Source organism: Streptomyces sp. NPDC051677 (genome assembly GCF_044453465.1).
In the GTDB taxonomy this organism is placed as follows: domain Bacteria; phylum Actinomycetota; class Actinomycetes; order Streptomycetales; family Streptomycetaceae; genus Streptomyces.
Window position 1 is genome coordinate 27,494 of sequence record NZ_JBITCT010000057.1, and the last position, 20,820, is coordinate 48,313.

Sequence of the window (20,820 nt, forward strand, 5' to 3'; positions counted from 1 at the left end):
CGGACCGCCTCGGACCGCCTCGGACCGCCTCGGACCGCCTCGGACCGCCTCGGACCGCCTCGGACCGCCTCGGACCGCCTCGGACCGCCTCGGACCGCCTCGGACCGCCCTGGTCTACGACTCCTCGCCCCCGCACAACCCCCGCAACACCACCCCGCACCGCCGCGCGTACGCCTGCTGCAGGCCCCGGGTCGCGGGGCCGGCCGCCCTCGCGTACCACTTCGCGGCGCGGCTGAAGGCGGAGACCGTCAGCCAGACCGTGCCGTCTCCCGTGCGGTCGACGACGAAGGACTCCTCGCCGCACTCGGGGTGGCCGGGGAGCGTGCCGTACGCCCAGCCGGCGCGGCGGTGTTCGTCCACCGTCCAGACCACGCGGCAGGGGGCCTTGATGAGGCCGGCCAGGGTGACCGTGACGTCGACGTCCGGGGCCGCGCGTTCCGCGGAGGCGTCGATGCCGACGCCCAGGGCTCGGTGCATCTCCCAGGTCAGGACGGCTTCCGCGGCGCGGCGGAAGACCTCGTGGCCCTCGCCGAGGCGGGTGCGGACGTGGAGGGGATGGAAGCCCGGCGGGCAGAAGCCGGGGCGGTCGCGGGTCGCGCCGACGTCGGTGTAGGTGAAGTCCTGGGGAGACATGGGGCCCAAGCGTAAGGCGGCACCCGGGGATGCCTTCGTCCCGGGTGCCGCCCTGTCTCAACTACTGGACAACTACGAGACGTTGACCGCCGACCAGGCCGCCGCCACCGTCTTGTACTCGGTGCTGCTGGTGCCGCCGTACAGGGCCGACGCCGCGTTCAGGGTCGCCGTGCGGGCGGCCTTGTAGTTCGTCGTCGACGTCATGTACGTCGTCAGCGCCTTGTACCAGATCTGCAGCGCCTTGTCCCGGCCGATGCCGGTGACCGTGGAGCCGTTGGACGTCGGCGAGTTGTAGGTCACGCCGTTGATGGTCTTGCTGCCGCTGCCCTCGGACAGCAGGTAGAAGAAGTGGTTCCCCACGCCCGACGAGTAGTGGACGTTCTTGTTGCCGACGCCGGAGGACCAGTAGTCCGCCGAGCTGCCGTCCTTGCTCGGCTTGTCCATGTAGCGCAGAGGGGTGCCGTCGCCGTTGATGTCGATCTTCTCGCCGATGAGGTAGTCACCGACGTCGTTGGCGTTCTTGGCGAAGAACTCCACGCCCGTGCCGAAGATGTCCGAGGTGGCCTCGTTGAGGCCGCCGGACTCGCCCGAGTAGTTCAGGCCCGCGGTGTTCGAGGTGACGCCGTGGCTCATCTCGTGGCCGGCCACGTCGAGGGCGGTCAGCGGGTGGTTGTTGCCGTCGCCGTCGCCGTACGTCATGCAGAAGCAGTCGTCGTCCCAGAACGCGTTGACGTACGCGTTGTCGAAGTGGACGCGGGAGTAGGCGGCGACGCCGTTGTTCTTGATGCCGCTGCGGCCGAAGGCGGACTTGTAGAAGTCCCACGTGGTCTGCGCGCCGTAGGCGGCGTCGACGGCCGCGGTCTGGTCCGTGCTGGAGCTGGAGGCGGCTCCGGTGCCCCACGTGTCGTCGGCGTCGGTGAACAGGGTGCCGGCTGAGTCGGTGTCGCTGTGCGCCTTGTTGTACGTCTTGTGGTTGCCGCGCGTGCTGTCCGTCAGCTGGTACGTCGAACCCGACTTGGTCGTGTTGAGGGTGACCGTGCCCGAGTAGAGGCTCTTGCCGGTGCCGGTCTCGATGGCCTGGTTCTCGAAGAGCTTCTTGCCGGTGGCCGCGTCGGTGATGACGTGCAGCTTGCTCGGGGTGCCGTCGTCCTGGAGGCCGCCGACGATCGTCTCGTAGGCCAGGGTCGGCTTGCCGTTGCCGGCCCAGATCACCTTGCGGGGAGCCTGGTCGGTGGTGGCGGCCTCGGAGCCCGCGGCCTTGGCGGCGGTCAGCGCCTGCTTCTGGGCCTTGGCGGTGGCGACCTGCGGGGTCAGCGTGGGCACCTTGATGGTGGCCGACACGGCCTTGGTCACGCTCTGGGTCGCGCCGCCGGCGGACTCGTGGACGACCAGGTCGCCGCCGAGGACCGGCAGGCCCGCGTAGGTGCGCTCGTAGCGGGTGTGGACCGTGCCGTCGACGTCCTTCACGACGTCCTTGACGACCAGCTTCTCCTTGGCGCCGAGGCCTATCGCCTGCGCGGTCTCGGGCGCGTCGGCCTGCTGCTGCTGGATGAGCGTCGTGCGGGCGGCGGCCGACAGCTGGACCGGAGCGGCCAGCGGGATCGCCTTGCCGGTGGACTCCGCCGGGGTCTGGGCGGCAGCGGTACCGGCGGTCAGACCGGTGGTGACCAGGGCTCCGGCCGCGACGGCGGTGGCGATGGCCAGAGTGGTGCGCTTGTGACGCGCGTAGAGGGAGGTCACACAAGCTCCTTGGATGTGGGGGGTCCGGGCGGCGTGGGGCGGCCGTCCGTGACGGGTGTGAAGTTGTGCGGCGGGTGAAGGAAGAGTGACATCAAGGCGCGTACATGTCAGGACCCCCAAGTGATGTTGGCTGAAAGTCGACTGTCTGGTGAACGTTGCTGGAATGTAAACGGAGTTGACCTCGGTAAAGGGCCAACAGGGCGTCGGTAAGCGGCCGGTAAAAAGGGAGCGCCGTCCCGGGGAGATCGAACCCCTGGGACGGCGCCCTGTGCCCTGCCTGTCGGACGGCTGTGCAAGCGGCAGTGCAAGCCGCAGTGCATGCCGCAGTGCATGCCGCTGCCCGTGGCCCGAGCGCAGGCCGCTGTGCGCGGCCCCCTGCGCCCCTGCGGGCCCGCGGCCTACGGGAAGGTCAGCTTCCAGCTGTTGATGTAGCCGGTGTCCTGGGCCGCGTTGTCCTGGACCCGCAGCTTCCAGGTGCCGTTGGCGACTTCGGAGGAGGCGTTCACCGTGTACGTGGTGTTGAGGTTGTCCGTGCTCCCGCCGGTGCCGTACGCCTTCAGCGTGTACGCCGTGCCGTCGGGCGCGACCAGCTGCACCTGGAGGTCACCGATGTAGGTGTGGACGATGTCGACCGCCACCGCGAGGTTCGACGGCGCGTTGCCCGTGCGCCCGGAGACGGTGATCGACGAGGTGACCGCCGCACCGTTGTCCGGAATCGATACGTCGGCGGTGTTCTCGAAGGAGGTGCCGCCCCCGCCCCCGCCGCCGGGACGCGAGCCGACCGCGATGGCCGCCCACGCGTTCTGCACCGCCGTGTACTCGGCGCTCGTCGTGCCGTACAGGTCGCCGGCCGCCGCCAGTGTGCCGGTGCGGGCACTCGCGTAGTTGGTGGTGGACGTGAACTTCGTCGTCAGCGCCCGGTACCAGATCTGCAGCGCCTTGTCGCGGCCTATGCCGGTGACCGGAAGCCCGTCCGAGGTGGGCGAGTTGTAGCTGACGCCGTTGATGACCTTGGCGCCGCTGCCCTCGCTCAGCAGGTAGAAGAAGTGGTTCGCGGGGCCCGACGAGTAGTGCACGTCGAGGTTGCCGAGGCCCGAGTACCAGCTGTCTTTGGACGAGCCGTCCTTGCTGGGCTTGTCCTGGTAGCGCAGCGGGGTGCCGTCGCCGTTGATGTCGATCTTCTCGCCGATGAGGTAGTCGCCCACGTCGGACGCGTTGTTGGCGAAGAACTCCACACCCGTGCCGAAGATGTCCGAGGTCGCCTCGTTGAGGCCGCCGGACTCGCCGCTGTAGGTCAGGTCCGCGGTGTTCGAGGTGACGCCGTGGCTCATCTCGTGGCCGGCCACGTCGAGCGCGGTCAGCGGGTCGGCGTTGCCGGAGCCGTCGCCGTACGTCATGCAGAAGCAGGTGTCGTCCCAGAACGCGTTGACGTACGCGTTGCCGTAGTGGACGCGCGAGTAGGCGCCGACGCCGTTGTTCTTGATGCCGCTGCGGCCGAAGGAGGACTTGTAGAAGTCCCAGGTCTCCGCGGCGCCGTAGTGCGCGTCGGCGCCCGCGGTGGCGGCGTTCGACGTGGTGCCGTTGCCCCAGGTGTCGCTGGTCTGCGAGAACAGCGTGCCGGTGCCGGACGTGCCGCGGTTGAGGTTGTACGTCTTGTGGTTGCCGCGCGCGCCGTCGTTCAGCGTGTAGTTCGACCCCGACTGGGTCGTCGTCAGCGTGACCTGGCCGCTGTACTGGGTGTTGCCGATGCCGGTCTTGATGCCCTGGTACTCGAAGAGCTTCGCGCCGGTGGCCGCGTCCGTGATGACGTGCAGCTGGTTCGGCGTGCCGTCGTCCTGAAAGCCGCCGACGACCGTCTCGTACGCCAGGGTGGGCTTGCCGTTCGCCGCCCAGATCACCTTGCGGGGCGCGGAGTCGGCAGCGGAGCTGGTCCCGCCGAGGGCCTTGGCGCGCTTGACCGCCTGCTGCTCGGCCGCCGCCGCGGTGACGCTCGGGCTGAGCCCGGAGACCTTGATGGCGGCGTTCGTCGCCTTGATGACGCCCTTGGTGGCGCCCGACGCGGCGGTGTCGACGACCAGGTCGCCGCCGAGGACCGGCAGGCCCGCGTAGGTGCGCTCGTAGCGGGTGTGCAGCGTGCCGTCGGCGTCCTTGACGACGTCCTTGACGACCAGCTTCTCCTGCGAGCCGAGGCCGATGGACGCGGCGGTCTGCGCCTTGGCGGCGTCCGCGTCGCGGATCAGCTCGGTGCGCTGCGAGGGGGAGAGCGCGAGCGCCGCGTGGGCCGCGTTGCCCTTGACCGCAGCCTGCGGCGCCTTCTCCGGGGCGGCGGTCGCGGCGCCGGACTGCACGGCGGCGGCGATGAGCGCGGAGACGCCGACGAGGGCGACGGCCGCGGCACGGCGGGGGGTGGTGTGGGGGGTGCGTCTGCGAGAGGGACTGCTGCTCAACACTGACTCCTTCTGCGCGGCCACGGGTCACGCGGCCAGGGGAGACCCGACGGCGGGTGAGCCGTGCGGGCACGACAAAGGCGGTACGCAGAACAAAGGCGGTACGTGGAGCGTGCACATCGAACGCGTGCGACTGTGGGGTTGCTGTGAAGTAGCAGTGGGAAGAGTGGCAGTGGATTGCGCTGTCTGTCAGGAGCGCGTCAGGAATTTGGCCGGAAATGGTTCGTTGTCCGGGAGTTCATGTTCGATATACGGACCGTGCGTCTTCTGATGCCTTCCGGCCCTTCCGGCCCTTCCGGCCCTTCCGGCCCTTCCGGCCCTTCCGGCCCTTCCGGGTTTCCGGCCCTCCCCCTGGTGGACGCCGGCACCGGCAAACGACGCTGGACGTTTCCCTCCGGAGGGGTCGGGGCGTCGGCACCCGCCGTGTCCGGCGACGTCGTCTACATAGGAAGCAACGCGAAACGCATGTGCGCGGTGGACGCCGGCACCGGCAGGCAACGCTGGCAGCTTCCCACCGGCGGCCGGGTGTTCTCGTCTCCGGTGGTGGCCGACGGGGTGGTCTTCGTGGGCAGTGAGAACGGCGATCTGTACGCGGTGACGGCGTGACGGGCTTCAGGGCAGGCCCCGGGACCTGTCGTGGCCGTCGGCGCTCTTACCGTGCTCCCCGTGCTCCCCGTGCTCCCCGTGCTCCCCGTGCTCCCCGTGCTCCCCGTGCTCCCCGTGCTCCCCGTGATTCCCGTGGTTCCCGCGCTCCTTGTGGTCGCCGTCCTCCCCGTGCCACGTCCGCCACAGTGCCGCGTACGGGCCGTCCGCCGTCACCAGCGCCTCGTGCGTGCCGAGTTCGGTGAGGCGGCCGTCCTCCATCACGGCGACCCGGTCCGCGTCGTGCGCGGTGTGCAGACGGTGGGCGATCGCGATGACCGTGCGGCCCTTCAGGACGGCGGCCAGGGCGCGCTCGGTGTGCCGGGCGGTCGTCGGGTCCAGCAGGGCCGTCGCCTCGTCCAGGATCAGCGTGTGCGGGTCGGCCAGCACCACCCGGGCCAGGGCGAGTTGCTGGGCCTGCGAGCCGTCCGTACGGCAACCGCCGCCGTCGCCCCCGCTTCCGCCGTCGCCCCCACTCCCGCCACCGCCCTCGCCCAGCGCGGCGTCGAGGCCGCCGGGCAGCTCACGGACCCAGTCGGCGGCGCCCACCGCGGCCAGTGCCGCCCACAACTCCTCGTCGGCCGCGGCCGGTTCGGCGATCAGCAGGTTGTCGCGCACGGTGCCGAGGAAGACGTGGTGTTCCTGGGTGACCAGGACGACCTGCCGGCGCAGCGTCTCGGGCGCCAGGTCGGCGACCGGCGCCCCGCCCACCGTCACCGTGCCCGCGCTCGGCGCGTCCACGCCCGCGAGCAGTCTGCTCAGCGTCGTCTTGCCCGCGCCGGACGGGCCGACGACGGCGAGCCGCTCGCCGGGCCGCACCGTCAGATCGACGCCGCGCAGCACCTCGCCGCCACGCTCATAGGAGTACCGCACGCCCGTGACGTCGATCCGGTCGTCCGCCGGAACGGGCGCCGCGCCGTCCGCTTCGGCGCGGGGCGCCCGGGCCAGGCCCTCCACGCGGGCGAACGAGGCGCCGCTGCTCTGCAGTTGCTCGACGCGGATCAGGATCTGGTCGAGGGGCTCGGTGAACTGCCGCAGATACAGCGCGGCCGCCACCACCGCGCCCAGGCTCATCGCCCCGCGCGCGTGCAGCGCCCCGCCCAGCAGCAGCACGCCCGCCACCGGCAGCGCGTACGACACCTCCACCACCGGGAAGAACACCGTGCGCAGGTACAGCGTGCGGAAGCGGGTGCGGCGCGAGGTCTCCAGCGCGTCCAGGGCCGCAGCCGTCCGCCGCTCCCGCAGCCGGAACGCCTCCACCGTCCGCGCCCCCGACGCGGTGGCCGCGATGATCTCGGCGACCTCGGAGGTGGCCGCGCCCTCCGCGAGGTACGCGGCGCGCGCCCGTCGCAGATACCAGCGCAGCGCGAACCAGATCGGCGTCAGCGCGAGCACCCCGACCGCACCGAGCAGCGGATCGATCACGAACACGGCGCCGAGCGTGAACAGCGCCTGCACCGTGCAGACCAGCAGCTCGGGCCCGGCGTCCCGCAGCGTGGTGCCGACGGCCGCCACGTCGGCCGTGCCGCGCGTGGTCAGGTCCCCGGTCCCGGCCCGCTCCACGACCGACGCGGGCAGCGCCAGCGCCCGGCCGACGAACTCCTCCCGCACCCGCGCGAGGGTGCGTTCGCCGAACCGGTGCCCCGCGTACCGGGCCCAGCGCGCCAGCAGCAACTGCGCGGCGGCGCAGGCCAGGATGGCCGCCGCCAGCCGGTCCACGGGCCCGGTGCCGTGACCGGTCCGCACCTCGTCGATGATCCGCCCCAGCAGCCACGGCCCGGCGAGCCCGGCCGCGGCGGCGAGCACGTTCAGGGCGAGGACGGCCACGAACGCCCGCCCGTCGGCCCGTACCAGCCGGGCCGCCGCCCGGCGCACGTCGGCGGCCTCGGCGACCGGCAGCCGGCCCGAAGCCCCGTCGGTCACCGTCACCGCAGGGCCTCCTTCGCTTCGGCGTCATCCGGTTCATCGGCGTCATCCGGCTCATCGGCGTCATCCGGCTCATCGGCGTCCCGCGCCACCAACTCCCGGTAGCCAGGCTCCCGTTCCAGCAGGTCGCGGTGGCGGCCGGTCGCCGCGACCTTCCCGTCGACCAGGTAGTGCACGGCCTCGGCCTGGTCGAGGACCAGCGGGGAGGTGGTGGTGACGACCGTCGTCCGGCCGGCCCGCGCCGACCGCAGCCGCCGCGCGACCGCCGCCTCCGTGTGCGCGTCCAGCGCCGACGTGGGCTCGACGGCCAGCAGCACCTCGGGATCGGCGAGCAGCGCCCGCATCAGCCGGACGCGCTGCCGCTGGCCCCCGGAGAGGCTGCGGCCCTGCGCGCTCACGGGCGAGTCGAGCCCCTCCGCCAGGCCCTGCACGATGTCGTCGGCCGCCGCAGCCCGCACCGCCCGCCCGAGGTCCGCCGGGGAGGGCTCACCTCGTCCGGCGACCACCTCGCGCAGGCTTCCCGCGAACAGGTCGGCCTCATGGTCGGCGACCAGGATCTGGGCCCTGACCTGCTCCAACGGCATGGCGTCCAGCCGTACCCCGCCCCAGGTGGCGTCCGAGGGGCCGTACCGGCCGAGCCGGTCCACGACGGCCGTCACCTCCGCGTGCCGCGCGCCGACCAGCGCGGTCAGCCGGCCCGGCGCCACGCGCAGCCCCGACCCGGGATCGTGCAGCACCGCCGGCTCGACGGGCGCGTCGACGGTCCCGGTGTCCGGGGCGGGCTCCAGCCGCAGCAGCCGCACGACCCGCCGGGCGGCCACCACGCCCCGGCTCAGCTCGTAGCCCATGTCGACGAGGAACGCCACCGGGCCGACCAGGACGGCGACATAGCCGTACACCGACACCAACTCGCCCACCGTCAGCTCCCCTTGGGCGGTGAGCCGGGCCGCCAGCCAGGTCACCACCGCGAGGAACAGCGTCGGCAGGCCCATCCCGAGCGCCTGCATCCAGCTGGTGACCGCGCCCACCCGGTAGCCCTGGGCCCGCAGCCGCTGCGAGTCACGGTTGAAGGCGTCCGCGAACAGCCCTTTGCCGCCGAGCCCGTTGAGCACGCGCAGCCCGCCCGCGAGGTCGCCGATCCGCGCGGTGAGCACGCCCTGCCGCTCCCGGTACTCCGCCTCCGCTCCCTGCAGCCGCGCCATCAGCGGCCCGACCAGCACCGCGATCACCGGCATCCCCAGCAGCACCACCGCCGCCAGCAGCGGCGACACGGACAGCAGCAGCCCGGCGACGAACACGTACACGACGACCGAGCCGACGCCCGGTCCGATCACCGTCAGCGAGCTCGCGATGGTGTGCACGTCGCCCACCCCGATGGTGACGACCTCCCCGGTCCCCACCTGCCGCGACAGCCCGGCGCCCAGCCGCACCGTCTGCCGGACGACGACCTTGACGGTCCGGAAGAAGCCGTCCATCCGCACCCGCGTCATCGTGCGGTGCCGCATGATGCTCACCCACGCGTTGAACGCGCCCACCGCGACCATGGCCGCCGTCCAGCCCGCCAGCACGGCCGTGTCACCGGGCTCCAGCCCGTCGTCCACGGCCCTCGACAGCAGGTACGGCTCCACCGCCATCAGCACCATCCAGACGCTGGCCAGCACCGCCCCGGTCAGCGACCGCCCCGGCTGGCGGCGGACCAGCCACGCCAGGTACGCCCAGCCGCCGCGACAGTCGGGCGTGCCGGGATCCTCGTACGCGTCGATCATCCACTCGTCCTTCCGTCCCCCGCTGCCCCCTGAGCGCCTAGGCCAGGCTGTCCCGCCAGGCCCGGTGGAGATCCGCGAACCGGCCGGCGCCCGCGATCAGTTCGGCCGGGCCGCCGTCCTCCACGATCCGGCCGTGCTCCATGACCAGGACCCGGTCGGCGATCTCCACGGTCGACAGCCGGTGCGCGATCACCACCGCCGTACGGCCCTTCAGCACCGTCGTCATCGCCGCCTGCACCGCGCGCTCGCCCGGGACGTCGAGCGAGCTGGTCGCCTCGTCGAGGATCAGCACCGCCGGGTCGGCGAGCAACGCCCGTGCGAACGCCACCAGTTGGCGCTGTCCGGCGGAGATACGGCCGCCGCGCTTGCGGACGTCGGTGTCGTAGCCGTCGGGCAGGGCGCTGATGAACTCGTGCGCGCCGATCGCCTTCGCGGCCCGCTCGATGTCCTCCCGGCTCGCGTCCGGCCGCCCGATGGAGATGTTCTCGGCGACCGTGCCGGAGAACAGGAACGCCTCCTGCGTCACCATCACCACCCCGCGCCGCAGTTCGGGCACGGGCAGCTCGCGCAGGTCGACCCCGTCCAGCAGCACCCGGCCCTGCGAGGGGTCGTAGAAGCGGGCGAGCAGCTTGGCCAGCGTGGACTTGCCGGCGCCGGTCGAGCCGACCACGGCGACGGTCTGCCCGGCGGGGAGGGCGAGGTCGAAGCGGGGGAGGACCTCGCCGCCCGTGCGGTAGCCGAAGGAGACCCCGTCGAACACGACCTCCCGGCCGGGCTGCTCGCCTGCGAGAGCCGGGAGTTCCTTCGGCGCCGTGGGCTCCGGCACGGACGGCTTCTGCGCGAGCAGGCCGGCGATCTTCTCCAGCGAGGCGGCCGCCGACTGGTAGGAGTTGAGGAACATGCCGAGCCGGTCGATCGGGTCGTACAGCCGCCGCAGATACAGCACCGCCGCCGCCAGCACCCCCAGCTCCAGCGAGTCGTCCGCGACCCGCATGGCGCCCCACAGCACGATCGCCGCGACCGCCGTGTTGGCGACCAGCCGCGACCCGACCACGTACCGGGCCATTTCCAGCAGCGCGTCGCCGTTGCGCCGCTCGTGCCGCCGGTTCAGGACCCGGAAGCCGGCCTCGTTGACGGCCTCGCGGCGGAACGCGCGCACCGGCCGGATGCCGTTCATCGTCTCCACGAACTTCACGATCACCGCGGCGATCGCGGTGGACCGGGCGGTGAACACCCGGCCCGCGCGCCGCCGGTAGCCCCGGACGAGGAGGTACAGCGGCACGAACGACGCCACCGCGACGGCGCCCAGGCCCAGGTCCAGCCAGAGCAGCATCGCGGAGATGAACAGGAAGGACAGCACGACCGTCACGAGTTCCTGGAGGCCCTCGTTGAGGAGCTCGCGCAGGGCCTCCACGTCGCTGGTGGAGCGGGAGATGAGCCGGCCCGAGGTGTAGCGCTCGTGGAAGTCCAGGCTCAGCGCCTGCGCGTGCCGGAAGATCCGGCCCCGCAGGTCAAGCAGCACGTCCTGGTTGACGCGGGCGGAGACGAGCAGGAACGCGTACTGCAGGGCGCCGGAGGCCAGCGCGCACAGCAGATAGCCGGCGCCCACCGCGACCAGCGGGCCCCGGTCGTCGGCCCGGAACGCCGGCACGGCGCGGTCGATGGCGTACGCCACCAGCAGCGGGCCCGCCTGCACGGCCGCCTGCTGGAGCAGCAGCAGAAGGGTGGTGAGGGCGACGCGCGCCCGCATGGGGGCCAGCAGGGAACGCAGCAGCGCGCCGGTGGCGCCGGGCGGGGTGGGCAGGACGTCCCGGTCGAAGGGGTCGTCGGCGGAAGCCCGCAGGGGGGCCTCCTGGTCGTCGTCGGCGGTGGCGGGGGAGGCGGTGGCGGGGGCGGTCATCGGCGGTCGGCCTCCTGTTCCCCGGACAGGGTGGGGGACTGGTCTCCGGACATGAGGTGGGCGTACTCGGCGTTCGTGCGCAGCAGTTCGTGGTGGGTGCCGACGGCGGTGACGCGCCCGTCGGACAGCAGGGCGACGCGGTCGGCGAGGAGCACGGTGGACGGGCGGTGGGCCACGATCAGCGCCGTGGTGTCGGCGAGGACCTGCCGCAGCGCGGCCTCCACGGCGGCCTCGGTGTGCACGTCCAGCGCGGAGAGCGGGTCGTCGAGGACGAGGAACCGGGGCCGTCCGACCACGGCTCTGGCCAGCGCGAGCCGCTGCCGCTGCCCGCCGGAGAGGCTGAGCCCCTGCTCGCCGACCTGGGTGTCGACGCCCTGCGGCAGCGCGCGCACGAACTCGGCCTGTGCCACCTCCAGGGCCCGCTCCAGCTCGTCGGCGCCCGCCCGGTCGTCCGCCCCCATGAGGACGTTCTCCCCGACGCTCGCGGAGAACAGGGTCGGTTCCTCGAAGGCGACGGCGACCCGCGCGCGCAGCTCCTCGCGGGGCATCGCGGTGATGTCCTCGCCGTCGAGGGTGATGCGCCCGGCGGTCACCTCGTGCAGCCGGGGGACGAGTGCCGTGAGGGTGGTCTTGCCGCTGCCGGTCGCCCCGACCAGCGCCATGGACTCACCGGGCCGGATGTGCAGGTCGACTCCGTCGAGGGTGGGCCGGGAGTCGGGGGCCGCGTCCGGGTAGCGGAAGGTGACGCCGTGGAACCGAAGCCCGCCGCCCTCGGCCCCGGACGGCGCGGGAACAGCGGGCTCGGCGGGAACAGCGGGATCGGCGGGATCAAGGGAACCGCTGGAACCGCCGGAACCGCCGGAACCGCTGGAACCGCCGGAACCGCCGGAACCGCTGGAACCGCCGGAACCGCCGGAACCGCCGGAACCGCCGGAACCGCCGGAACCGCCGGAACCGCCGGAATCGGCGGAATCGGCGGAATCGGCGGAATCGGCGGAATCGGCGGAATCGGCGGGCTCCTCCGGCAGTTCGTCCATCACCTCGAAGTACCGCTCCGTGGCCGTGGCCGCCTCCTGACTCATCGCCAGCAGGAACCCGATGGAGTCCACCGGCCAGCGCAGGGCGAGCGCGGTGGACAGGAAGGCGACCAGCGTGCCCGCGGACAGCTCGCCGTCCGCCACCTGCACCGCCCCCAGCACCAGCGCGGCCCCGATCGCCAGTTCGGGGAGCGTCACGATGACGGCCCAGATCGTGGCCAGCAGCCGCGCCTTGCTCAGCTCGGTGCCGCGCAGGGTCGACGACAGCTCCCGGAAGGCCCGCGCCTGGCTGCGGTGCCGGCCGAAGCCCTTGATGATCCTGATCCCGAGGACGCTCTCCTCGACCACCGTCGTCAGGTCCCCGACCTGGTCCTGGGCGCGCCGCGCCACGACCGCGTACCGGCTCTCGAAGTACACGCACATCACGACGACGGGGATGGCCGGCCCGAGGATGACCAGCCCGAGTGTCCAGTCCTGGATCAGCATGATGACGACTCCGAGAAGGATCGTCACCGAGTTGACCAGCAGGAACGTCAGTGGAAAGGCGAGGAACATGCGCAGCAGCCCCAGGTCGGCCGTCGCCCGGGACAGCAGCTGCCCCGACGCCCACCGGTCGTGGAACGCCACCGGCAGCCGTTGCAGCCGCGCGTACAGCTCGGCCCGCATCTCCGCCTCGACGTGCGACAGCGGACGCGCCACCAGCCAGCGCCGCGCCCCGAACAGCAGCGCCTCCGCGAACCCGAGCAGCAGCAGGCACAGCGCGCCCAGCCAGACGCCGGCCGTGTCCCGGTCGGCCACGGGACCGTCCACCATCCACTTCAGGACGAGCGGGATCACCAGGCCCGTACAGGAGGCGAGCACGGCGACGAAAGCGGCCGTGAACAGCCGTAGCCGTGCGGGACGCACATACGGCCACAGGCGCAGCAGGGAGCGTACGGCGGAGCGGTCGGGGGTGGTGGTTGCACGTGTACTGGCCATCACCGCGAGCCTACGGACCGGCACTGACAACGCCCACCGAGTTTTGGCCGGACCCCGCTCGGACGCTGGTCCTACGACCTGCGTGTTCGAGCCGTGCGTTCGAGGTGTCGTACCGCCGTATCCACCGATCGGCTGATGTCCGTTCGAGCGAGCCGGCCGATGTGCGGGTCCGGCGCCGGCCGGAAACCTGGTGGCATGCCCGTCATCGAAGTCACCGAGCTGCGCAAGTCCTACGACGGCCGTGCGGTCGTCGACGGCGTGTCCCTCGCCGTCGAGGAGGGCGAGATCTTCGGGATCCTCGGCGCGAACGGCGCCGGCAAGACCACCACCGTCGAGTGCGTCGAGGGTCTGCGCGCGCCCGACGCGGGCCGGGTCCGGGTCACCGGCCTCGACCCCGTCGCCGACCACGCGCGCGTGGCCCGCGTCCTCGGCGCCCAGCTCCAGCAGAGCGAACTGCAGCCCAAACTCACCGTCCGGGAGGCCCTGGAGCTGTACGCCTCCTTCTACCCGAGACCGCTCGACTGGCGTCCGCTCGCCGAACGCCTCGGCCTGACCCCGAAGCTCTCCACCCGGTTCGCGAAGCTCTCCGGCGGCCAGAAGCAGCGCCTGTTCATCGCGCTCGCCCTGATCGGCGACCCGCGGATCGTCGTCCTGGACGAGCTGACCACCGGCCTGGACCCGCGCGCCCGGCGCGACACCTGGGAGCTCATCGAGGACGTGCGGGCAGGCGGGGTGACGGTCCTGCTGGTCACCCACTTCATGGAGGAGGCCCAGCGGCTGTGCGACCGGATCGCCGTGATCGACAAGGGGCGGGTCGCCGCACTGGACACCCCGGCGGGACTGATCCGGCGTTCGGCCGGGGCCACCGTCATCAGCTTCACGCCCTCCGCACCCCTCGACGACCGCGACCTGAACGCGCTCCCCGCCCTCGCCTCGATCGAGCACAAGGACGGCCGCGTCACGCTCGCCGGCACGGACGAGACGGTCAACGCCGTCATCACCCTCCTCGCCCGCCACCGCATCACCGCCCACCAACTCCGCGTGTCCGACGCCACGCTCGACGACGCGTTCCTCGACCTGACGAATGGCGCGACGAAAGACGCCACGAAGGGGGCAGCGGCATGAGCACCGCCGTACTGAAGACAGAGGTCCGCCTCTTCCGCCGCGAACCCGGCGCCCTCTTCTGGATCCTGCTGTTCCCGACCCTGCTCCTGGTGATCCTCGGCTCCATCCCGTCCTTCCGGCAGCACCAGGCCGACCTCGGCGGGCTGCGCACCGTCGACGTCTACGTCCCGGTGGCCGTGCTGCTCGGCCTGATCGTCGGCGGCCTGCAGTCGATGCCGCAGACCCTCACCGGCTACCGAGAGCGCGGCATCCTGCGCCGCACGGCCACCACGCCGGTACGTCCGAACACCCTGCTGTCCGCGCAGATGCTGGTCTACGGCGGCGCCTCCCTGGCGTCGGCGCTGCTCGTCCTCGTGGTCGGGCGGCTCGGCTTCGACGTACCCGTGCCGAAGCAGGGCTTCGGATACGCCCTGGCCCTGCTGCTGGCCGTCCTCGTCGCCCTCGCACTCGGATCGGTGGTGTCGGCGTTGTCCCGCACGACGAAGATCGCGGGCGCGATCGGGTCGGCCGTGTTCTTCCCGTCGATGTTCTGCGCGGGCGTGTGGGCGCCGGTGCAGACCATGCCGCACGTCCTCGCCCGGATCGTCGGCTGCACCCCCTTCGGGGCGGCCGCACAGGCCCTGAACCAGGCGGCGGCCGGGCACTGGCCGGGCTGGAGCCACCTCGGCGTGCTGGTGGTGTGGATCCTGCTGCTGACGGGCGCCGCCCGTCGCTGGTTCCGCTGGGAGTAGGGGCGGCGCCGTGCAGACTGGGGACATGACCGCGGTGGACACGCAGATCGACCGGCGCTGGGACCAGTTCCACACCTGGGGGCCGTACGGGCTGCTCGGCATCAGCGTCGTCCCCGCGCTCGCGACCGCCGACCCGCACGCCCCCCTGGCCAAGTGGTACACCGGCTGGGCCCTGCTCTGCGCCGCGGTCGTGCTCCAGCTGTGGTGGCACAGCACCCGTCCCGGCAGGCCCGACCGCCGCCGGACGCCGTCCCCGGCCGGGACGGTGTACTACGTCGTCCGTTGGGCCCTGGCCTTCACCCTCACCTGGATCAACCCGTTCTTCGCGTTCTACGCCGCCGCCGGCTACATGGACGCGGACGAGACGATCCCGGGCAGGCGGTGGCAGCGGCTCGGACTGCTCGCGAGCGCGGTCACCGTGGCCGGGGCGCAGGCCGGCGGGATGCCGTTCGCAAGCGCGGTCCAGTGGGCCGTCTTCGCCGCCCTGCTGATCGCCAACTCCGGTCTGCAGATGGTGGTCGCCCACCTCACCGAGCAGGAGACGCACCGGGCCCGCGAGCGCAACGCGACCATCGCCGAACTCGAGCGCACCAACACGGCGTTGCAGCAGGCCCTCGACGAGAACGCCGCCCTGCACGCCCAACTCCTCGTCCAGGCGCGGGAAGCCGGGGTCGCCGACGAGCGCCGGCGGCTGGCCGCCGAGATCCACGACACCATCGCCCAGGGCCTGACCGGGATCATCGCGCAGCTCCAGGTCGTGGCGAACGCCCCCGACCTGACCGTCGCCCGCACCCATCTCGCCCGCGCCTCGGATTTGGCCCGGCACAGCCTCGGCGAGGCCCGTCGCTCCGTGCACAACCTGGCCCCGGTGGCGCTGGAGAACGACGGACTGCCCGAGGCCCTGAAGAAGACGGTCGCCGAATGGGGCGAACGCACCGGCGTACGCGCCGAGTTCACGGTCACCGGCACGGCCGAGCCGCTCCACGACGAGATCGCCGCCACCCTGCTGCGCGTCGCCCAGGAGGCCCTCTCCAACGCGTCGCGGCACGCCGGGGCGACCCGGGTCGGCGTCACCCTCTCCTACCTGGGCGACGAGGTCATCCTCGACATCCGCGACGACGGCGTCGGCTTCGCCCCCGACGCCGTGCGCACCCGCCCCCGCACCCGGACGGGCGGCTTCGGCCTCGACGGCATGCGGGCCCGCGCCGAACGCGTCGCGGGCGCCCTGACCGTCGAGTCCGCCCCGGGGCAGGGCACCGCGCTGTCGGCTCACGTACCGTTGATCCGCCATGAGTGACGCACCCCTGATCACCCTGCTGATCGTCGACGACCATCCCGTCGTACGGGACGGTCTGCGCGGCATGTTCGAGTCCGCCGCCGGCTTCACGGTCGTGGGCGAGGCGGCGAACGGGGTGGAGGCGGTGGCGACGGCGCAGACGGCCGACCCGGACGTGATCCTGATGGACCTCCGCATGCCGGGCGGCGGCGGAGTGGACGCCATCCGCGAACTGACCCGCCGCGGCGCGCGTTCGAAGATCCTGGTCCTGACGACCTACGACACCGACTCCGACACCCTCCCCGCAATCGAGGCGGGCGCCACGGGCTACCTGCTGAAGGACGCCCCCAGGGACGAGCTGTTCACGGCGGTCAGGGCGGCGGCGGAAGGCCGCACGGTGCTGTCGCCCGCCGTGGCCACCCGCCTGGTCTCCGCGGTCCGCACGCCCCGGGCGCCCGCGGCCGAGCCTCTCTCCACCCGCGAACACGAGGTCCTCACCCTGGTCGCCAAGGGCACGTCCAACCGGGAGATCGCCCGCGAGCTCTTCATCAGCGAGGCGACCGTGAAGACCCATCTCACCCATCTGTACGCCAAGTTGGGCGTCAACGACCGCGCGGCCGCGGTGGCGACGGCGTACGAGCGGGGGATCCTGGGCCGGGGGCGGCGGTGAGCGCGCGACGCGGCGGTTCGTGAACTCGCCGCTCTCACCCCACCACCCGCAACAACAGCACCGCCCGCCCCGGCACCGTCACCGCTGCCCCCGCCGGATGCGTCACCCCCGGCGCGTCCCCCTGCTCCTCGCTCGACGTGTCGACGACCACCTCGTACCACTCCGCCCACGGCGGCCCCGGCAGGACGAAGTCCACCGGACCGTCACCGGCGTGCAGGACGGCGAGAAAGCTGTCGTCGGTGATCGGCGCGCCCCGCTCGTCCCGGCCGGGGATGTCCCGCCCGGAGAGGTACATGCCGAGGGTCGCGGCGGGGGCGTACCAGTCGCCCTCCGTCATCTCCGTGCCCCGCTCCGTGAACCAGGCCAGGTCCCGCAGCCCGTCCGCCGAGTGCGCCCGCCCGGAGAAGAAGGCCCGGCGGCGCAGCACCGGGTGCCGGTGGCGCAGGGCGATCAGCCGGGACGTGAGGTCGAAGAGCGCTCGCCAGCCGGGGTCCTCCAGCAGGCCCCAGTCCAGCCAACTGGTCTCGTTGTCCTGGCAGTAGGCGTTGTTGTTGCCCTGCTGGGTGCGCCCGAGCTCGTCGCCCGCGACCAGCATCGGCACGCCCGTCGACAGCAGCAGGGTCGTCAGCAGGTTCCTCAACTGCCGTCGCCGCAGGGCGAGTACGTGTTCGTCAGCCGTGTCGCCCTCGGCCCCGCAGTTGAAGGACCGGTTGTCGTTCGTGCCGTCCCGGTCGCCCTCGCCGTTGGCCTCGTTGTGCTTGCGCTCGTAGGACACCAGGTCGCGCAGGGTGAAGCCGTCGTGCGCCGTCACGAAGTTGACCGACGCGTACGGGCGCCGGCCGCCCCACGCGTACAGGTCGCTGGAACCCGACAGGCGGTAGCCCATCTCCCGTACGTCCGGCAGCGCGTGCCGCCAGAAGTCGCGTACGGCGTCGCGGTAGCGGTCGTTCCACTCCGTCCACAGGGGCGGGAAGGCGCCGACCTGGTAGCCGCCCGAGCCCACGTCCCAGGGTTCCGCGATCAGCTTCACCCGCCGTAGCACCGGATCCTGCGCGATCACCGCGAGGAACGGGGACAGCATGTCGACGTCGTGCATGGAGCGGGCCAGCGCCGCCGCCAGGTCGAAGCGGAAGCCGTCCACGCCCATCTCCGTCACCCAGTAGCGCAGCGAGTCGGTGATCAGCCTCAGGACATGGGGCTGGACGACGTGCAGGGTGTTTCCGCAGCCGGTGTAGTCGGCGTAGCGGCGGGCGTCCGACTGGAGGCGGTAGTAGCCGCGGTTGTCGATGCCCTTCAGCGACAGCGTCGGGCCCAGCTCGCCGGCCTCCGCCGTGTGGTTGTAGACGACGTCGAGGATGACCTCGATCCCGGCCGCGTGCAGTGCGCGCACCATCCGCTTGAACTCGCCGACCTGCTGCCCCGTCGTCCCGGCGGCGGCGTACGCGGCGTGCGGGGCGAAATAGCCGATCGAGTTGTAACCCCAGTAGTTCTTCAGACCGCGGCGCAGCAGATGGTCCTCGTGGGCGAACTGATGGACGGGCAGCAGTTCCACCGCCGTCACGCCCAGCCGCACCAGGTGTTCCACGGCCGCCGGGTGCGCCAGTCCGGCGTACGTCCCGCGCAGTTGCTCCGGAATCCCCGGGTGCCGGCGCGTGAAGCCCCGCACATGGAGCTCGTAGATGACCGAGTCCGCCCAGGGGGTCTTCGGGCGGCGGTCGTCGGCCCAGTCGTCGTCATCGTGCACGACGACGCCCTTCGGGACGTGCGGCGCCGAGTCCCGTTCGTCGCGGACGGTGTCGGCGACCTGCTGCTGGGGCCAGTCCCGGACGTGCCCGTACACCTCGGGCGGCAGCCTGAACTCGCCGTCCACCGCGCGGGCGTACGGGTCCAGGAGCAGCTTCGCCGGGTTCCAGCGGCCGCCGGTCCACGGGTCCCAGCGGCCGTGCACCCGGTAGCCGTAGCGCTGGCCCGGCATCACGCCCGGCACGAAGCCGTGCCAGATCTCGTGCGTGAGCTCGGTGAGCGGGGCGCGGGTCTCCCGTCCCGCCTCGTCGAACAGGCACAGCTCGACCGCCTCCGCACCCCCCGCCCACAGCGCGAAGTTGGTGCCCGCGACGCCGTCCGGGCCGACCCGGAAGCGGGCGCCCAGCGGGGTGGGCGCGCCCGGCCGCACGGGTGGGCCCGGCACCTTGCGCGACGCACCGTTCACGACGGTGTCCGGCGCGGCGCGCTTCGCCGCCACCGCCTCCTGCTCGGCTGCGCTGGACACCGGCTCGCCTCCCGCGGCTCATGGAACGACGTGGGCGAAGAGCTCGCGGTGTCCCGCCGCGGCTCCCCGTGACGTCGTCCTCCCCCCATTTCTGCCCAGAGCGGCCCTCGCACTCACGTTTCCCCGGAGCGTGCCCGATCGTTGGGCACCCCGTGAGGCACGTACATGGGCGCGCACGGCGCGCGGGGGTCGCACTGGCCGCCGTACTGACATGGGCAGGACTACTGGCCGGGGCCGCCGGCTGCACCGGCGGCGAGGGCCGAAGCGGCCTGGACCGCATGCTCGGCAAACCCCCGGCCCCGAAGGACGTCATCCGCGTCACCCCGGCGGACGGCGCCAAGGGCGTACGGCCCGGAGAGGAGCTGCGGGTGCGGGTGCCCGACGGGCGGCTGGAGTCGGTGAAGGTCGTCCGCTCGCAGGACGCGCAGGAGGCCGAGGTGCCGGGCAAGGTCGCCGCGGACGGCCTGAGCTGGCGGCCGGACGACGACCGGCTCGGGCTCGCCGCCCGCTACACCGTCGACGTCGTGGCGGTGGACGGCGACGGCAACCGCTCGGCCCGGCACACCACGTTCACGACGTACGTCCCCGGGGAGCGCTTCATCGGCTACGTCACCCCCGAGAACCGCGCCGTCGTCGGCACCGGCATGATCGTCTCGCTGGAGTTCAACCGGGAGATCGAGAACCGGGCGGCGGTCGAACGCGCCGTACGGGTCACGGCCGAGCCGGCTGTGGAGGTCCGGCCGCACTGGTTCGGCGCCACCCGCCTCGACTTCCGCCCCGAGCGGTACTGGGCGCCCGGCACCCGTGTCACCGTCGCGCTCGGCCTGCGCGACGTCGAGGGGGCGCCCGGCGTCTACGGGCTGCAGCGCAAGTCGTTCTCGTTCACCGTCGGGCGCAGCCAGGTCTCCCTGGTCGACGCGGCGCAGCACACCATGCAGGTGCGGCGCGACGGTGAACTGCTGACCACCGTGCCGATCACCGCCGGGGCGCCGAAGAACACCACCTACAACGGCAAGATGGTGGTGACCGAGATGCTGGAGCTGACCCGGATGAACGGCGCCACCGTCGGCTTCAAGAAGGCGAACGGCAAGGGCGAGTACGACATCCCGGACGTGCCGCACGCCATGCGGCTGACCAACTCCGGCACCTTCCTGCACGGCAACTACTGGGCCGAGGAGGACGTCTTCGGCAACGCCAACGTCAGCCACGGCTGCGTGGGGCTGAGGGACACCAAGGGCGGCAGCTCGGACACGCCCGCGGGCTGGTTCTTCGACCGCAGTCTCGTCGGGGACGTCATCGAGGTCGTCCACAGCAAGGACAAGCAGGTCGCCCCCGACAACGGCCTCGGCGGCTGGAACCTGAGCTGGAAGGAGTGGACCGCCGGCGCCGCCGCGAAATGACCTGGACGAAATGACCTCGTTCCCCATGCAACCTTCCCCCCGTTCCCGCGGTCCTAGTACCTGTTCGGCCGATCATGCCGCTGACGCGGGGTGTGGCACGCACATCTGCGGCGTTGTCGTCGGTTGCCGACGCTCCGCGTCGCCGCCCTCCTCCGCCTTGCAGCTGCACGCACCACACCCCGCTCACCGGCGCAGAACAGTCCCGTCGATGTCCTGCGACCCGATCGGCCGCACAGGCACTAGTTGGGACTGAACGGTGACAATCTTGGCCCGTCCAGGC

General features: G+C 72.4%; 14 protein-coding genes. 6 read left to right on the forward strand and 8 right to left on the reverse strand.

Going from position 1 to position 20,820, the window contains the following annotated elements:
* Nucleotides 1-114 precede the first annotated feature (114 nt).
* From ACIBAF_RS41700 to ACIBAF_RS41710, 3 genes are all read right to left on the reverse strand, one after another.
* Nucleotides 115-633, reverse strand: coding sequence for a DUF1990 domain-containing protein (locus tag ACIBAF_RS41700; RefSeq protein ID WP_399470701.1), 519 nt, complete (start codon nucleotides 631-633; stop codon nucleotides 115-117).
* Nucleotides 634-705: 72 nt separating this feature from the next.
* A complete protein-coding gene (locus tag ACIBAF_RS41705; protein WP_399470703.1) occupies nucleotides 706-2,373 on the reverse strand; it encodes a M4 family metallopeptidase in 1,668 nt (555 codons plus the stop codon).
* A 398-nt stretch (nucleotides 2,374-2,771) separates the two neighbouring features.
* Nucleotides 2,772-4,820: a M4 family metallopeptidase gene (locus ACIBAF_RS41710; RefSeq protein WP_399470705.1), complete on the reverse strand. Its 2,049-nt coding sequence runs from the start codon at nucleotides 4,818-4,820 to the stop codon at nucleotides 2,772-2,774.
* 354 nt (nucleotides 4,821-5,174) lie between these two features.
* Between ACIBAF_RS41710 and ACIBAF_RS41715 the strand changes: the two genes are divergently transcribed.
* Nucleotides 5,175-5,426, forward strand: coding sequence for a PQQ-binding-like beta-propeller repeat protein (locus ACIBAF_RS41715; RefSeq protein ID WP_399470707.1), 252 nt, complete (start codon nucleotides 5,175-5,177; stop codon nucleotides 5,424-5,426).
* A 6-nt stretch (nucleotides 5,427-5,432) separates the two neighbouring features.
* Here the strand turns inward: ACIBAF_RS41715 and ACIBAF_RS41720 are convergent, their stop codons facing one another.
* From ACIBAF_RS41720 to ACIBAF_RS41735, 4 genes are read right to left on the reverse strand one after another with little or no spacing between them, the layout of a single operon-like run.
* Nucleotides 5,433-7,391 (reverse strand): ABC transporter ATP-binding protein, encoded by a 1,959-nt coding sequence (locus ACIBAF_RS41720; RefSeq protein WP_399470709.1) that lies wholly within the window; start codon nucleotides 7,389-7,391, stop codon nucleotides 5,433-5,435.
* A complete protein-coding gene (locus ACIBAF_RS41725) occupies nucleotides 7,388-9,154 on the reverse strand; it encodes an ABC transporter transmembrane domain-containing protein (protein ID WP_399470711.1) in 1,767 nt (588 codons plus the stop codon). Before ACIBAF_RS41725 ends, ACIBAF_RS41720 begins: the two co-directional genes overlap by 4 nt.
* Before the next feature lie 37 nt (nucleotides 9,155-9,191).
* Entirely contained in the window at nucleotides 9,192-11,054 is a 1,863-nt protein-coding gene (locus tag ACIBAF_RS41730) for an ABC transporter ATP-binding protein (protein ID WP_399470713.1), read from the reverse strand.
* Nucleotides 11,051-13,069 carry an ABC transporter ATP-binding protein gene (locus tag ACIBAF_RS41735; RefSeq protein ID WP_399470715.1) on the reverse strand — a complete coding sequence of 673 codons (2,019 nt, stop codon included), beginning with the start codon at nucleotides 13,067-13,069 and terminating at the stop codon, nucleotides 11,051-11,053. Before ACIBAF_RS41735 ends, ACIBAF_RS41730 begins: the two co-directional genes overlap by 4 nt.
* Nucleotides 13,070-13,264: 195 nt before the next feature.
* Here ACIBAF_RS41735 and ACIBAF_RS41740 point away from each other — a divergent pair, with 195 nt between their 5' ends.
* The 4 genes from ACIBAF_RS41740 to ACIBAF_RS41755 are packed head-to-tail and all read left to right on the forward strand — an operon-like array spanning nucleotide 13,265 to nucleotide 16,871.
* Nucleotides 13,265-14,194, forward strand: coding sequence for an ABC transporter ATP-binding protein (locus ACIBAF_RS41740; RefSeq protein ID WP_399470717.1), 930 nt, complete (start codon nucleotides 13,265-13,267; stop codon nucleotides 14,192-14,194).
* Nucleotides 14,191-14,925, forward strand: coding sequence for an ABC transporter permease (locus tag ACIBAF_RS41745; protein WP_399470719.1), 735 nt, complete (start codon nucleotides 14,191-14,193; stop codon nucleotides 14,923-14,925). The genes ACIBAF_RS41740 and ACIBAF_RS41745 overlap by 4 nt, the downstream gene beginning before the upstream one ends.
* A 25-nt stretch (nucleotides 14,926-14,950) precedes the next feature.
* A complete protein-coding gene (locus tag ACIBAF_RS41750; protein ID WP_399470721.1) occupies nucleotides 14,951-16,222 on the forward strand; it encodes a sensor histidine kinase in 1,272 nt (423 codons plus the stop codon).
* Nucleotides 16,215-16,871 carry a response regulator gene (locus ACIBAF_RS41755; RefSeq protein ID WP_399470723.1) on the forward strand — a complete coding sequence of 219 codons (657 nt, stop codon included), beginning with the start codon at nucleotides 16,215-16,217 and terminating at the stop codon, nucleotides 16,869-16,871. Before ACIBAF_RS41750 ends, ACIBAF_RS41755 begins: the two co-directional genes overlap by 8 nt.
* Before the next feature lie 34 nt (nucleotides 16,872-16,905).
* Here the strand turns inward: ACIBAF_RS41755 and glgX are convergent, their stop codons facing one another.
* Nucleotides 16,906-19,140: a glycogen debranching protein GlgX gene (gene glgX / locus ACIBAF_RS41760; protein ID WP_399470725.1), complete on the reverse strand. Its 2,235-nt coding sequence runs from the start codon at nucleotides 19,138-19,140 to the stop codon at nucleotides 16,906-16,908.
* Nucleotides 19,141-19,292: 152 nt separating this feature from the next.
* On the opposite strand from glgX, the gene ACIBAF_RS41765 reads away from it, so the two are divergent.
* Nucleotides 19,293-20,540, forward strand: coding sequence for an Ig-like domain-containing protein (locus tag ACIBAF_RS41765; protein WP_399470727.1), 1,248 nt, complete (start codon nucleotides 19,293-19,295; stop codon nucleotides 20,538-20,540).
* Nucleotides 20,541-20,820 lie beyond the last annotated feature (280 nt).

Bases quoted from the DNA above. Each gene is read 5' to 3' on its own strand.
- ACIBAF_RS41700 (WP_399470701.1), bottom strand. From the start codon at position 633: ATGTCTCCCCAGGACTTCACCTACACCGACGTCGGCGCGACCCGCGAC.
- ACIBAF_RS41725 (WP_399470711.1), bottom strand. From the start codon at position 9,154: ATGATCGACGCGTACGAGGATCCCGGCACGCCCGACTGTCGCGGCGGC.
- ACIBAF_RS41730 (WP_399470713.1), bottom strand. From the start codon at position 11,054: ATGACCGCCCCCGCCACCGCCTCCCCCGCCACCGCCGACGACGACCAG.
- ACIBAF_RS41735 (WP_399470715.1), bottom strand. From the start codon at position 13,069: ATGGCCAGTACACGTGCAACCACCACCCCCGACCGCTCCGCCGTACGC.
- ACIBAF_RS41740 (WP_399470717.1), top strand. From the start codon at position 13,265: ATGCCCGTCATCGAAGTCACCGAGCTGCGCAAGTCCTACGACGGCCGT.
- ACIBAF_RS41745 (WP_399470719.1), top strand. From the start codon at position 14,191: ATGAGCACCGCCGTACTGAAGACAGAGGTCCGCCTCTTCCGCCGCGAA.
- ACIBAF_RS41750 (WP_399470721.1), top strand. From the start codon at position 14,951: ATGACCGCGGTGGACACGCAGATCGACCGGCGCTGGGACCAGTTCCAC.
- ACIBAF_RS41755 (WP_399470723.1), top strand. From the start codon at position 16,215: ATGAGTGACGCACCCCTGATCACCCTGCTGATCGTCGACGACCATCCC.